Genomic DNA, 13,180 nt, shown 5'->3' with positions numbered 1-13,180 from the left:
GAAGCCCCTTCACGTTATCGCCGAATGCGCCCCTGATCAGGGCGAACGCCGGAAACAGCTCACGACGCGTCAGGCTCGACCGGCTGCGCGTGCGAGTGGGCGGCCTGGCGGTGCGAGCGGGCGATCGCCCAGGCGGCCAGCGCGGTCGTGATCGGAACCGCGGCGATGAGGCCGATGGTGCCCACCACGCCGCGTACGATCTCGGCGGCCATCACCTGCGTGGACAGCACGTCACGGGTGCGGGTGCCGGCCGTGACGAGCAGGAGCATCAGCGGGAGCGAGGCGCCCGCGTACGCCAGGATGATGGTGTTGACCACCGAGGCGACGTGGGACCGGCCCACCTTGATCGCCGACCGGTAGAGCTGCCGCGCGCTCAGCGTGGGATCGGCCAGCGACAGCTCCCCGACGATGGCCAGCTGGGTGATGGCGACGTCGTCGAGCACGCCCAGCGTGCCGATGATGATGCCGGCCAGCAGCAGGCCGCGCAGGTCCACCCCGGCCAGCACGTTGGCGAGGATCGCGGCCTCGTCGCTGCCGGAGCCGGTCAGGTGCAGCAGGTTCGTGGTGAGCAGGCCGAGCAGGCCGGTCAGCACCAGCGCGGCCAGCGTGCCGAGCAGCGCCATGGAGGTGCCCACGCTGACCCCGTGCGTCAGGTAGATCACCGCGAACATGATCGCGGCGGACCCGACGATCGCCACCGCCAGCGGCGGCTCCCCGCGCACGATCGCGGGCAGGATGAAGGCCAGCAGCACCCCGAAGCTCACGACGAGACCGACCAGGCTCGCCACGCCGCGCCAGCGGGCGAACGCGATCACCGCGGCGGCGAACAGCGCGACCAGCGCCAGCAGCCAGCCCCACCGGTCATGGTCGACCACCGCATACCGCTGGCCGCCCTCGGCGTCGACCGAACCGATCAGCACCACGTCGTCGCCGACGCCGACGACCGGCGCGCTCGGCCCGGTCGGCACCACCGCGTCGACCACCTTGTCGCCGATGCGCACCTGCGCGGTGCCGCAGTCGCCGCCCGGCTGGGCCGGTACCTCGCGCGGGCAGGCGGGTGTCGCCGACACGATCTCGCCGTGCAGCCGCTGCATGGTGTCGGAGGCCTGCTGCGGGGACGGCCCGCGCGGCCACAGCACGATCAGCCCGATCAGGGTGGCCGCGACCAGCGGCACGATGATCGAGGTGACGATTCGCCGCAGGTCCGCCGGGGCAGGTGGCAGCGACTCGCCAGGCTCGTGACTGTGTCCGGCCCCCATGAGCCGAACCTAGCCGCCGAACCCCGCGCAATAGGGGCCTTTGCCCGGGTTGGGCGGTCCGGTCACCAGCACGGCGTACCGGCGGCCGCTGTCGGAGTAGGTCACCAGCACCCGGCCGTCGCCGCTGGTCACCAGCGCGGCCTGGAACAGCTCGCCGGCCAGCAGCGGCAGCGCCGCCCGGCGGGCCCGGTCCACCGAGCCGGGCGGGCAGTGCCAGAGCACCAGCCTGCCGCTGCCGTACTCGGCCGGGGCCAGCGGCACCGGGGCGGCCAGATCGGACTCCGTGCCCAGCACGTACAGGCCGGGGCCGTTCGCGGCGACCGCCACCGGCGCGTGGAAGGTGATCGCGTCACCGCCCGCGACCAGCCGCGGCATAGCGCCGCCGGGCAGCAGCACGGCCTGGTCGGTGGCGCGTTCCGGCGCGCCGATCTCGGTGACGCGGGGAGCGTCGCACGCGGCCGTCGGGCACGTGGCGAGCCAAGCCCGGCGCCCGGCCGGATCGCGGAGCAGCACCGTCGGCCGGTCCGCGGTGTCGAGGGTGAGCTGGAGCAGCGGGGCGTACCCGGGGGCGGTGACCGTGCCTTCGGGCAGCCAGGCGCTCAGCTCGACCTCGACCGTGCCGAGCACGTCCAGCGACCGCCGGTTGCAGTGCACCGTGTTGCAGCGGGTGACCGCCAGCTGCACCCGCGGCCGGCCGTCGGCCTTCACCAGCAGCGGGCGAGCGGTGGCCACCACGACCGAGCCGTCCGGCCCGGCGGCGACGGCCAGGTGCGACTGGCCCTCCTTGCCGCCGCTGTGCCAATGGGTGATGCCGTCCTCGCAGGTGCCCGGCTTGGGCCGGGAGTCGGCCGAGGCCCACGGTGCGGTGCAGCGCTGCATCTGCACGGCGTCGTCGCCGTTGGTCTTCACCGCCCGGTTCTCCCGGCCGCGGATGCCTGCCGAGACCACGTCGCCGGTGGCGGTGATCGCGGTGGCGGGCATCGGCGCACCCAGCATCAGCGGCTCGGAGCTGCGGGAGCGGACGTCGCGGCACTCGTCGTCGAGGCACCAGTGCGGGCCGTAGTCGGTGACCACGACCGGATGGTGTCCGGACGGCCAAGCCATGGCCAGCACCTCGCCGCTCCACGAGACGCCGTGCCGGCTCGCGTGCGGGCCGTCCCACGGGTCGGCGGCCGCCAAACCCAGCCCGAGCAGGGCCGGCAGCGACAGCGAGGCCAGGGCCGCGGCGAGCGCGACGCGGCCGGTCCAGGGCCGGGTGAGCCTGGCGACGGGCCCGGTGAACCTGACGACGGGCCGGGCGAACCGCGCGACGGGCCGGACGAATCTCGCGACGCGCCAGGCGAGCCCCGCGACGGGCCGGCCGAACCTCGCGAGGGGCCAGGCGGTCCTGGCGAACGGCCGGGCGAGCGCGGCGAAGGGCCCCGTCCGCGCCACCGCGCCGTGCCGGGGACCGGTGGCCCGTTCGGCCGTGGTGAGACCTGACGCGACGGTGGCGGACGCCGGTTGCTCGTCGGTGGTCGGGTCCGCCGGCGCGGGAACGGGCGTCACCGCAGGGGACAGGGCCGACAGCGTCCGGTCGACCCGGTCGAGGTCGGCCTCCGCGCCACGGGCGCCCGCCGGGCGGCGTTGCAGGTAGACGGTGGCGAGCACGGCGGCCTGCACGGCCGGCACGACGATCGCGGCGACGGCGGCGACCACCAGGGCGAGCGCGGGCTGCGCCTGAGTCAGCGCGGCGGCGCCCATGCCGACCAGCGCCGGGGTCACCACCACACCGATCGCCAGCGCACCGCCGGCCGTCAGCAAACGGCCCGCGGCGAGCGCGTGCGCGTGCGACAGCCAGGAGACCGCCCCGTCGCCCAGCACGATCGCGGGCACCGTCAGCAGCCTGCTGGCCAGCACGATCAGGGTCAGCACGAAGAGGCCGAAGACCGCCGCGGTGGCCACGTCCTGCGGCAGCGCGATGTCGAAGAAGGCGACCGCGAGCATGGTCACGACCTGCAGCCCGACCGCGGCGACAGCGAGCAGCAGCAGGGCCGGCACCAGCGCGGGCAGCCGTCGCAGGGACAGCAGCAGCGCGGCCCGGGGATCGACCGGGATGCCGCGCAGGCCGCCCGCCGCCACCGCGATGCCCGCGACCAGCGCCACCACCCAGCCGAGAGCGAGCGCGACCAGTCCCGCCCCGCCGGCGGCCGCCGCGGGCGCCGGGGTGAACGACCCGTCCACGATCGTGGCGCTGCCGTTGAGCGCGAACATGCCGATGACCTCACGGGCCAGCAGCGCGGGCACGAGTGCGGCGGCGGCCACCGTCAGCAGGCCGCGCCACTGCTTCAGCGTGAGCGCGGCGGCGTCGCGCAGGAGGGCCGGCAGGCTCCGGTTGGCGAGGCGCTCAGGGGTCGGCACCGGCGCAGCGTACCGGCGACACCCGTGTCACGCCTATGGCTTAGACGTCCTCCGAAAAGTCGGCATCACGCCTTCGGTCAGCCCGTGCCGGCCACGGCGGTGTGCGCGGGCCCGAGCGTGATCGCCCGTACGTGTTCGATCAGGGTGACCAGCACCTCGCGGCCGGATCGGCGGTCGCGCACGTCGCACATCACCACGGGCACGTCCGGGTCCAGCGACAGCGCCCCGCGCACGGCGTCGACGCCGAAGGGCTGGTGGCCGTGGAAGCAGTTCACCGCGACGACGAACGGGATGCCCCGGCGCTCGAAGTAGTCGATGGACGGGAAGCTGTCCGCCAGCCGCCGGGTGTCGGCCAGCACCACCGCGCCGAGCGCGCCGATCGCCAGCTCGTCCCAGAGGAACCAGAACCGGTCCTGGCCCGGCGTGCCGAACAGGTAGAGCACCGCGCTGTCGCCGATGGTGATCCGGCCGAAGTCCATGGTGACCGTGGTGGTGCGCTTGGCCTCCACTCCGGACAGGTCGTCGGAGTCGGTGCCGGCCGAGGTGAGCACCTCTTCGGTGTGCAGGGGCAGGATCTCGCTCACCGTGCCCACCATTGTCGTCTTGCCTGCGCCGAACCCCCCGGCGACCAGTATTTTGATCGCCGTGGGTACGGACCGGGCACGCTCGTCACGCATGACGGAGGCCAAGGATCACCGCCTGGAGGATGTGGTCGTCCGGAATGTGGCCGGGGGCCACGGCGGGCGCCAACCGCTTGACGGCGCCCTCGTCGAGCAGGTCTGCGAGGAGTACCCGGACCACGCCGAGGGCAAACCCGGCACGGGAGGACAGCTCGGCGACCGAGATGGGTTCGCGAGCGTGGGCCAGTAGCGCCCGGTGCTCGGGTTGCAGGTGGACGGCGTGGCGGCGCTGCCCCACCGGTGTCGCCACGACATAGCTGAGCAGGTCGAACGTGCCCGCGCCGGGGCGCGCCCGCCCGCCGGTGACCGCGTACGACCGCACCAGCGGCCCGGCCTCGGCATCGAGCCACTCGTGCGCATCGTCGTCGTCAGCGCGCATGGGTGGAGGTCGGCCGCGGCTGGGTGCCGAGGCTGTGGCCGATGCGCTCGATGACCATCTGCATCTCGTACGCGACCATGCCGATGTCCGAGTCGGCGTTGCTGAGCACCGCGAAGCAACTGCCCTCGCCGGCGTCGGTGACCAGCAGGACGGCCTCCTCCATCTCGATCACGGCCTGCCGCACCGGCCCGGCCTTGAAGTGCCGTCCGGCACTGCGCGACAGGCTGGCGAAGCCGGCCGCGATCGCGGCCATGTGGTCGGCGTCGGCCTGGGACAGGTCGCGCGACGCGCCGAGCAGCAGCCCGTCCACTGAGAACACGACGGCCCGCAGCGCCGCGGGTATGCGGTCCACGAAGTCGTCGAGCAGCCAGTCCAGGCCCGCGGGATTGCTCATGATGTCGACTCCTCAGGCGGTTCGGCCGCTGCGGGGGTGTCAGCGGGAGGGGTGGGTCCGGTCCGGACCGTGGCCGCGACCCGGCCCCGGTGCGCACCTGCGAGCAGGGACGTCAGGATGTTGCGCGTGCGGTCGGCGGGCCGGACCGGTGGCTCGGCGTCGCCGGGCACGGGGTCGAGCTCGATGACCGGCTCCTCGCGCAGCGGTGCGGCGAGGTGGGTCTGCGGGTCGCGTACCGGCAGCTCGCCCTCGGCGGGCGAGGCGCTCTCGGCGATCGTGGCCGGCCCGGCGAACGGGACGGCCGGGGCGGACGGCACCGGGGTCGCCGGCGGGACGGGGGCGTTGGCGTCGACGACGAGCTCGCGCGGCAGCAGCACCACCGCGGTGAGCCCGCCGTACGGGGACTGGCGCAGGGTGACCCGGATGCCGTGCCGGGCGGCGAGCCGGGCCACCACGAACAGGCCCAGCCGGGAGCTGTGCGCCGGGTCGAAGTCCGGCGGGTCGGCGAGCCGCCCGTTGGCCTCCTCGACGACGGACGCCGGCATGCCGACGCCGCGGTCCTCGATCTCCACCGCGTAGCCGTTGGGCAGCAGCTGCCCGGCCACCGTGACGTGGGTGTCGCGGGGCGAGTAGGCGGTGGCGTTCTCCAGCAGCTCGGCCAGCAGGTGGATGACGTCGCTGACGGCGCGGCCGCGCAGCGCCAGCTCCTGCGGCGGCACCACGGTGATCCGGGTGAACTCCTCGACCTCGGACACCGCCGAGCGCATCACGTCGTGCAGCGGCACCGGATGCCGCCAGCCCCGGCCCGGCTTGGCCCCGGCCAGGATCACCAGGTCCTCGGCGTGGCGGCGCATCCGCGCGCCGAGGTGGTCGACCCGGTACAGGTCCTCGAGGTCCTGCGGGTCGGTGACCCGGCGCTCCATAGCGTCCAGCAGCGCCAGCTGGCGGTGCAGCAGCACCTGGCTGCGCCGCCCGATGTTGAGGAAGACCTGGTTGAGCCCGTTGCGCAGGGTCGCCTCCTGCACGGCCGAGGCCACGGCGGTCCGCTGCACCAGGGCGAAGGCGTTCTCCAGCTCGTTGAGCTCGTCCTCGATCGGGCCCGGCGGCGGCACCTCGGCGTCCACGTCCACCTCGACGCCCGCGCGCAGCCGCGCCACCACGTCGGGCAGGCTGTGCTCGGCGACGTGCAGGGCCTGCGTGCGCAGCGCCTGGATGCGGCGGATGATCGAGCGCGCCACCCGGACCGAGACCAGCGCCAGCACCACGATCACGACCAGCCCCGCGCCGCCGGCCAGGCCCAGCCGGAGCAGGATCGCGGTGGCCGCGGGCATGGTCGCGTCGATGGTGCGGGCGGCCGCGGCGGACTCCAGGTCGTAGAGCCGTTCGTCGACGGTGGCGAAGTCGGCGGACCACTGCGTCGCGTCGATCGCGGGGGCCGGGCGGCCCAGGTCGGCGAGCCGGTCCTCGACGGCCCGCATCCGCAGGTAGGCCGCGCTGTCCAGGATGGCCGTGTAGCGGTTCGCGTCGTCGGGGTGCAGGTAGCGGGTCGCGGTGCCGTGTGCCCGGCGCTGCAGGCCGATCAGCGCCACCACCTCGGCCCGCTCGGCCGGCGACATGCCGCCGCTCGCGATGGTCGCGCTGACCAGCGCGTTCTCGCGGGCGTAGAGTTCACGCGCCTCGGTGAGCGCGATGACCGTGCCCGCCTGGCGGTTCAGCTCGTGGTCGTCGAGGCCGGAGACCGACCCGTACAGGCCGAACGTCTTGTCGATGATCCCGCTGTACAGCCGCATGATCTGCACCCGGTCGTACTGCCGGGTGTCCACCACGGCGCGGCCCAGCGGCAGCTCCTCCAGGGCCTTGCCGACGGTGGCCAGGTGCTGGCGGGTGAGCGCGCTCGCCGCCGCCTCGGCGTCGTCGCCGCCGGCGAGCCTGCGGAACTCGGCCAGCGCCGCGTCGGTCTCGGCGCGCTGCACGCCCAGTTCGGTGGCCGCGCCCGCGCCGCCGCTGACGAAGCGCATGGACAGCGCCCGCTCCGCCTGCAGCTCGGTGACGAGGTCGTAGGCGGGCTTGCCGAACATGTCCACGCCGGACTTGACGTCGAGCAGGTTCGCCGCCGGGCCGACCGTCACCGTGGTGCTGAACAGCCACATGCCGAGCAGCGGCACCAGCGGCGCCAGCAGGAGCAGCATCACCCGCGACCTGATCGACCAGCTCTGCTGGGAGAAGAAGCGTCGGGGCATAACGACCTCATAAGCGCACCGGGGGCGGGACCACGCGAGGGAAACGTGGAAATACTACTGATCTCACGGCCCCGGCACACCTTTCGGGTGGCCTCAGTTCACCAGGTAGGACACGAAAAACACGATGACCGGCACCGATACCGGTGCCGGTCACATGTTGAAGGTCATCGTCACGCCGGTGCGAACCAGACCGCTCCGTAAGGTCCGACCTGGACGACCGTGTTGCCCTCGGCGTCGGTGCGGATCCGGCCCATGTTGCCGACCCCGGAGCCGCCGTACACCTCCGCGTCGGTGTTGAGCACCTCCAGCCACGAGCCCGTGCGCGGCAGCTTGATCGGGTGGGCGTGCAGCGGGATGCCGGAGAAGTTGGCCACGCAGGCCAGCAGCTTCTTCGACGTCTTGCCGTGGCGTACGAAGGAGACGGTGTTGCTGCCCGAGTCGTGCGGGTCGATCCAGCTGAACCCGCCCGGCTCGGTGTCGCGGGCCCACAGCGCGGCGCTGTCCCGGTAGATCCGGTTCAGGTCGCGCACCAGCCCGCGCACGTCCCCGTGGTAGTCGGCGTGCGCCCAGTCGAGCCCGAACTGCTCGCTCCACTCCGATTCCTGGGCCAGTTCCGCGCCCATGAACAGCAGCTTCTTGCCGGGGAAGGCGTACATGTAGCCGAGCAGCCCGCGCAGGCCCGCCAGTCGCTGCCAGCGGTCGCCGGGCAGCTTGCCCAGCAGCGAGCGCTTGCCGTGCACCACCTCGTCGTGGCTGAGCGGCAGCACCCACTGCTCGTCGAACGCGTACACGCTGGGCCAGGTCAGCTGCGCGTGGTGGTAGCTGCGGTGCGACGGGTCCTTCTTCAGGTACTCCAGCGTGTCGTGCATCCAGCCCATGTTCCACTTCATGCCGAAGCCCAGGCCGCCGAACTCCACCGGGCGGGAGACGCCCGGCCAGGCCGTCGACTCCTCCGCGATGGTGAGCACGCCGGGGTGGTCGGCGTACACGGAGGTGTTGAGCTCCTGGAGGAAGTCCACCGCCTCCAGGTACGTGTTGCCGCCGTGGACGTTGGGCGTCCACTGCCCGGCCTCGCGGGAGTAGTCGAGGTAGAGCATCGACGCGACCGCGTCCACGCGCAGGCCGTCGACGTGGAACTCCTCGCACCAGTAGCGGGCGTTGGCGATCAGGAAGTTGCGCACCTCGCGCCGGCCGTAGTTGAACACCAGCGTGCCCCAGTCGGGGTGCTCGCCGCGCTGCGGATCCTCGTGCTCGTAGAGCGGCGTGCCGTCGAAGCGGGCCAGCGCCCACTCGTCCCGGGGGAAGTGGGCGGGCACCCAGTCCAGCAGCACCCCGATGCCGGCCTGGTGCAGCCGGTCGACGAGGTGGCGGAACTGGTCCGGGTCGCCGAAGCGGGCCGTGGGCGCGAAGAACCCGGTGATCTGGTATCCCCACGAGCCGCCGTACGGGTGCTCCATCACCGGCAGGAACTCCACGTGCGTGAAGCCCAGGTCGGTCACGTAGGCGACGAGTTCGTCGGCCAGCTCCTTGTAGGACAGCCCCGGCCGCCACGAGCCCAGGTGCACCTCGTAGGTGGACATCGGCCGGGCGTGGTGGTCGGCGCGCTTGCCGCGCCCGGCCATCCAGGACTCGTCGTTCCAGGTGTAGTCGGTGGAGAAGAGCACCGAGGCGTTCTCCGGGGGGCACTGCGCCGCGACGGCCAGCGGGTCGGCGCGGTAGGTCCAGCGGCCGTCGGCGCCGTGGACCCGGTAGCGGTAGCGCTGGCCGGCCGCGGCGTGCGGCACCGTCGCCGCCCAGACCCCGCTGCCGCCCTGCGGGCTCATCGGGATGCCGTCGTCCGGCCACCAGCCCGAGAAGTCACCGATGACCTGCACCTCGCGGGCGTTCGGCGCCCACACGGCGAAGCGCCAGCCCTGGCCGTCGGGCTCCGGGTTGGCCCCGAGCACCTTCCAGAGCCGCTCGTGCCTGCCCTCGCCGATGAGGTAAAGATCAAGATCGCCGATCAGGTTCATGGCTTCTCCTCGCCGTTCCGGATGCCCCGTTGACCAACGAGCCGAAGCCGTATCCGCACCGTCCTCGCTGCTCATCGGTTCGCTTGCGGTCGGGGTGGGGCGGGCCTGGCCGTCGGCCGGGCCCGCTGGGCGCGCGCTCATCGCGACGCCGGAGGCGGCGCGATGAGCCAAACGGCGCCCATGATTCGCTCGCTCCGCTCGCTCATCGGAGCAGGTTTCCGTCAGGGACGATGATCTGAGGGCGTTCACCGCCGGTCTGCTCGGCCAGGCGCTCGACCTGGAAGGCGGGCTCCTGGGCGATGGCGCTGCGATAGGTCTGCACGGTGCTGGCCGCGATGGTCTGCCAGCCGTACCGCTTGGACACCATGGTCAGCGCGCGCTTGGCGATCTGCTTGGCCTTGACCGGCTCGGCGAGCAGCGTGCCCACGGCGCCCGCGAGGGCCTCGGGGTTGCTGTGCGGGAAGGTCATGCCGGTCACGCCGGGCTCGACGATCTCGGCCAGGCCGCCGGTGTCCGCGACGGCCAGCGGCGCGCCGGCCGCGGCGGCCTCCAGCGCGACCATGCCGAACGGCTCGTACAGCGAGGGCACCACGGTGGCGTCGGTCGCCGCGAGCACGGCGGGCAGCTCGCGCTCGGACAGGAAGCCGATGAAGCTGACCTGTTTCTCGATCTTCAACTGGTGCGTCGCCTCGACCAGCTGCTCGCGGTAGGGGCCGTCACCGGCGATGACCACCCGCAGGCCCGGGTGCTCGTCAGCCAGCTGCGGCACGGCGTCGACCAGGTGCTGCACACCCTTCTCGTACACCAGCCGCCCGGCGAAGCCGACCAGCGGGCCGTCCCCGGCGAAGCGCGAGCGGGCCTCGCGGACCGCCTGCACGGGCGCCTTCCAGACCCGGCCGTCGACCCCGTTGGGGATGACGTCGACCTTGCCGATGGGCAGGTTGAGCAACCGGGTGACCTCCCAGCGCATGTACTCCGAGCAGACCAGCACCCGGCAGGCGCGGTGGCCGAGCCACCACTCGACGGAGTGGATGCTCTTGTTCAGGTCCTCCGGCAGCCAGCCCTGGTGCCGACCGGCCTCGGTGGCGTGGATGGTGGCGACCAGCGGGCGGCCCAGGTGCTCGGCCAGCGTCACCGCGGTGTGCGTGACCAGCCAGTCGTGGCCGTGGATCACGTCGTAGTCGTCGGCCTCGGCGGCCCGCAGCGCGGCCCGGGTGAGGGTGTGGTTGAACGCCATCGTCCACGCCAGCAGCGTCGGGGTGGCGAGCGGGAACAGCGGCGGGTCCTCGGGCGCGCGGACGATGCGCACCCCCTGCAGCCCGGGCATCGGCGGGGGAGCGTACTCCTCCAGCGGCGCGCCGGGCGCGTGCCGGGTGACCACGGTGACGTGGTGCCCGGCCATCACCAGCGAATTGGCCAGCGCATGCACGTGCCGACCGAGACCGCCGACCACAACCGGCGGGTACTCCCAGGAAAGCATCATGATCCGCAGCGGCTTCGATGCCGTCGGCAGACCCGATGGAACGGGAAGGTTCATGGTCATGCGGCCCCCTCGCAGACTCCCGGGCATACGGAATCAGGCACCGGACACTCGATGCCGCGTACGCCGTTGGGGTTGTACAAAGTCTGACTGATACCAATTTCGAGCTGGGGACCTTGTGTTTCGTGTCTGTTACGCTCTGCTACTAGTCAGTAGACGTGACGTGAATTCTCATCGTCTCGGCCACGCTCCACGCCTGGAACGGGCAGCCCGTGGCCCGGTGCGGCGCGTCGCCGTCGGCGGTCTCGCTGACCGAGCCGAGACCGTGGTCACCCAGGTGCGCCAGCAGCCCGGTCAGCACCTCGCGGGTCGGCAGCCCGGCCCGGCGCAGCGCGTCACCCAGCGGCCCGATCAGCCACGGCCAGACCGTGCCCTGGTGGTAGGCCAGATCCCGGTCGCGCAGCGTGCCGCCGTGCACCGGCCGGTAGGCCGGGTCGGCCGGGTCGAGGCTGCGCGGCCCGAGCGGGGTGAGCAGCGCGTCGGTGATCCGGTGCAGCACCGCCGGGTCCGGCTCCATCGGGGCGTACGGCAGCGAGTAGGCCAGCAGCTGGTTCGGCCGCAGCGCGGCGTCGTCCGGATCGAGCACGTCGTAGAGGTGGCCGTCCGGCGCGGGGAAGCGTCGCCGGAACGCGGCCTCCGTCACGACGTGCCGCCGCCGCACGTCGTCGCTGTGCCGCCCGGCCCGCTCGCGCAGCGCGGCCAGCGCCGCCAGCCCGTTGCACCACAGCGCGTTGATGTCGACGGCCTTGCCCGCGCGAGGGGTCACCCCCATCCCGTCGACGCGGGCGTCCATCCAGGTCAGCGCCTCGCCGTCGGCGCCCTGCACGAGCAGCCCGTCGCTCTCGTCCACCTTGATCCCGTAGCGGGTGCCGCGCAAGTGCGCCGCCAGCACCTCGTCCAGCGCGGGCACCAGCTCCGCGGCGAGGTCGTCGTCGTCGCTCGCGCGCACGTGCCGGTCGATCGCGTGCAGGAACCACAACGTCGCGTCGGCGGTGTTGTAACCGACCGCGCCGCCGTCGGCCGTGTTGGCGAGCATGCCCTCCGAGAGCGTCGCCGCGTACGCCCGCAGCAGCTCCCGCCCCTGCTCCGCGCGCCCGGTGGCCAGGAAGAGGCCCTCGTAGGAGGTCATCGTGTCGCGTGACCAGGCACCGAACCACGGGTAACCCGCCACCACGTCCGGCCCGGCGGCGGTGGTCACCACGAACGCGTCCGCGGCCAGGGTCAGCTGCGCGGCGTCGGCGTCGGCCGCACCGGCGGTCAGCGCCCGGCGGCGCGCGCGCTCCGCGTCCACGATCGTCGCGGCCGGCGGCGGCTCGACGCTCAGGTCACCGGCCCAGGCGGTCACCTCCAGGGCGTCGCCGGGCTCGGCCAGCGTCGCGGTGAACCGGCCCGCCAGCAGCAGATCCTCGTTCGGCACGTAGCCGCGGGCGGCCTCCATCCGGTGGTGCACGTTGTGCAGCCAGGTCCCGTCCGGGGCCCAGCCGGCGTCGGCGGCCCGGTCGGCCCACGGCCGGGTGTCGGGCGGTCCGGCGGGCGTCGACGCGGGGCCGCCGCCGGTGGCCAGGCGGCCGCGCAGCCGGTACGCGCCGGCGACGACCGCGCCCCCGGCGACCTCGTGCACCGGCAGGTCACCCGCGCGACGCTCGCCGTGCTGGTCACGCCACGTGCACAGCGCCTCCAGGGACAGCTCCACCGGCCCACCGCCGACGAGCCGGTCCACGACCGCCACGCACGGGGAGCCGTGGCGCATCCCGAGGGTGCGCTCCAGCACCGTCGCGCCGATCCGCCAGCGCCACCGGGGCAGCCCGTCGACCAGGGTGAACTCCTCCAGCAGGAGGTGTCCCTGCGGGGCGATCGTGCCGTCGGCCCACTCGTGGACGCCCAGTCGCACGATCCGGCCGCCGGGCAGGCGCACCACCGGATCCAGGGCGGCCAGGCCCACGTGCCGTGCCGCCGGAGTGTCACCCGCGACCACCAGCAGTGCGTGGTAACGGCGGGTGCGCAGCCCGCTCACCGTGCCCATCGCGTAGCCGCCGCGCCCGTCGGCCACCAGCCACTCCCGCGCCGCGCCGAGGCCCGGCTCGCCGCATACCTGCGTCCCGAATCGCATGCAGCAACTCTGTCAAAAAACCGGGGCAATCGGGATGGTGATCGCGCGACTCCGCCAAAGATACGCAGACGTGTAACAGAGGCAGGAGACAATCACGGGGTGGGCGAGCAGAGCGGGGAACACGCGTGACGGATGCGGAACGCAGGAGACTTGCCGACGCGGATGC

9 protein-coding genes are annotated in these 13,180 nt (G+C 73.3%); all 9 read right to left on the bottom strand.

Annotation, left to right across the window (positions count from 1 at the left end):
• Window positions 1–59: 59 nt before the first annotated feature.
• Complete coding sequence (locus tag F9C41_RS30855) at window positions 60–1,259, bottom strand: YibE/F family protein (protein WP_155390309.1); 1,200 nt, start codon at window positions 1,257–1,259, stop codon at window positions 60–62.
• A gap of 9 nt (window positions 1,260–1,268) precedes the next feature.
• Window positions 1,269–3,659, bottom strand: coding sequence for a serine/threonine-protein kinase (locus F9C41_RS30850; protein ID WP_155390308.1), 2,391 nt, complete (start codon window positions 3,657–3,659; stop codon window positions 1,269–1,271).
• Between the two features lie 77 nt (window positions 3,660–3,736).
• Complete coding sequence (locus F9C41_RS30845; protein ID WP_120318237.1) at window positions 3,737–4,336, bottom strand: GTP-binding protein; 600 nt, start codon at window positions 4,334–4,336, stop codon at window positions 3,737–3,739.
• Complete coding sequence (locus tag F9C41_RS30840) at window positions 4,329–4,718, bottom strand: DUF742 domain-containing protein (RefSeq protein WP_155390307.1); 390 nt, start codon at window positions 4,716–4,718, stop codon at window positions 4,329–4,331. The genes F9C41_RS30845 and F9C41_RS30840 overlap by 8 nt, the downstream gene beginning before the upstream one ends.
• Window positions 4,708–5,112 carry a roadblock/LC7 domain-containing protein gene (locus F9C41_RS30835; RefSeq protein ID WP_155390306.1) on the bottom strand — a complete coding sequence of 135 codons (405 nt, stop codon included), beginning with the start codon at window positions 5,110–5,112 and terminating at the stop codon, window positions 4,708–4,710. The genes F9C41_RS30840 and F9C41_RS30835 overlap by 11 nt, the downstream gene beginning before the upstream one ends.
• Window positions 5,109–7,352, bottom strand: a complete 2,244-nt coding sequence (locus F9C41_RS30830; protein WP_155390305.1) for a sensor histidine kinase — start codon at window positions 7,350–7,352, stop codon at window positions 5,109–5,111. The genes F9C41_RS30835 and F9C41_RS30830 overlap by 4 nt, the downstream gene beginning before the upstream one ends.
• A gap of 170 nt (window positions 7,353–7,522) precedes the next feature.
• On the bottom strand, window positions 7,523–9,364 hold the full coding sequence (glgB, locus tag F9C41_RS30825; RefSeq protein ID WP_230690142.1) for a 1,4-alpha-glucan branching protein GlgB: 1,842 nt from the start codon (window positions 9,362–9,364) through the stop codon (window positions 7,523–7,525).
• A gap of 202 nt (window positions 9,365–9,566) precedes the next feature.
• On the bottom strand, window positions 9,567–10,907 hold the full coding sequence (locus F9C41_RS30820; RefSeq protein WP_230690141.1) for a glycosyltransferase family 4 protein: 1,341 nt from the start codon (window positions 10,905–10,907) through the stop codon (window positions 9,567–9,569).
• 142 nt (window positions 10,908–11,049) lie between these two features.
• A complete protein-coding gene (locus F9C41_RS30815; protein WP_155390302.1) occupies window positions 11,050–13,014 on the bottom strand; it encodes an amylo-alpha-1,6-glucosidase in 1,965 nt (654 codons plus the stop codon).
• Window positions 13,015–13,180 lie beyond the last annotated feature (166 nt).

It is taken from the genome of Catellatospora paridis (assembly GCF_009720365.1).
Classification (GTDB): Bacteria; Actinomycetota; Actinomycetes; order Mycobacteriales; family Micromonosporaceae; genus Catellatospora; species Catellatospora paridis.
This window is presented reverse-complemented; position numbering and strand designations above follow the sequence as displayed.

Excerpts from the sequence above, each read along its gene's own strand:
- F9C41_RS30855 (WP_155390309.1), bottom strand. The coding sequence starts at position 1,259 with ATGGGGGCCGGACACAGTCACGAGCCTGGCGAGTCGCTGCCACCTGCC.
- F9C41_RS30845 (WP_120318237.1), bottom strand. The coding sequence starts at position 4,336 with ATGCGTGACGAGCGTGCCCGGTCCGTACCCACGGCGATCAAAATACTG.
- F9C41_RS30840 (WP_155390307.1), bottom strand. The coding sequence starts at position 4,718 with ATGCGCGCTGACGACGACGATGCGCACGAGTGGCTCGATGCCGAGGCC.
- F9C41_RS30835 (WP_155390306.1), bottom strand. The coding sequence starts at position 5,112 with ATGAGCAATCCCGCGGGCCTGGACTGGCTGCTCGACGACTTCGTGGAC.
- F9C41_RS30830 (WP_155390305.1), bottom strand. The coding sequence starts at position 7,352 with ATGCCCCGACGCTTCTTCTCCCAGCAGAGCTGGTCGATCAGGTCGCGG.
- glgB (WP_230690142.1), bottom strand. The coding sequence starts at position 9,364 with ATGAACCTGATCGGCGATCTTGATCTTTACCTCATCGGCGAGGGCAGG.
- F9C41_RS30820 (WP_230690141.1), bottom strand. The coding sequence starts at position 10,907 with ATGACCATGAACCTTCCCGTTCCATCGGGTCTGCCGACGGCATCGAAG.
- F9C41_RS30815 (WP_155390302.1), bottom strand. The coding sequence starts at position 13,014 with ATGCGATTCGGGACGCAGGTATGCGGCGAGCCGGGCCTCGGCGCGGCG.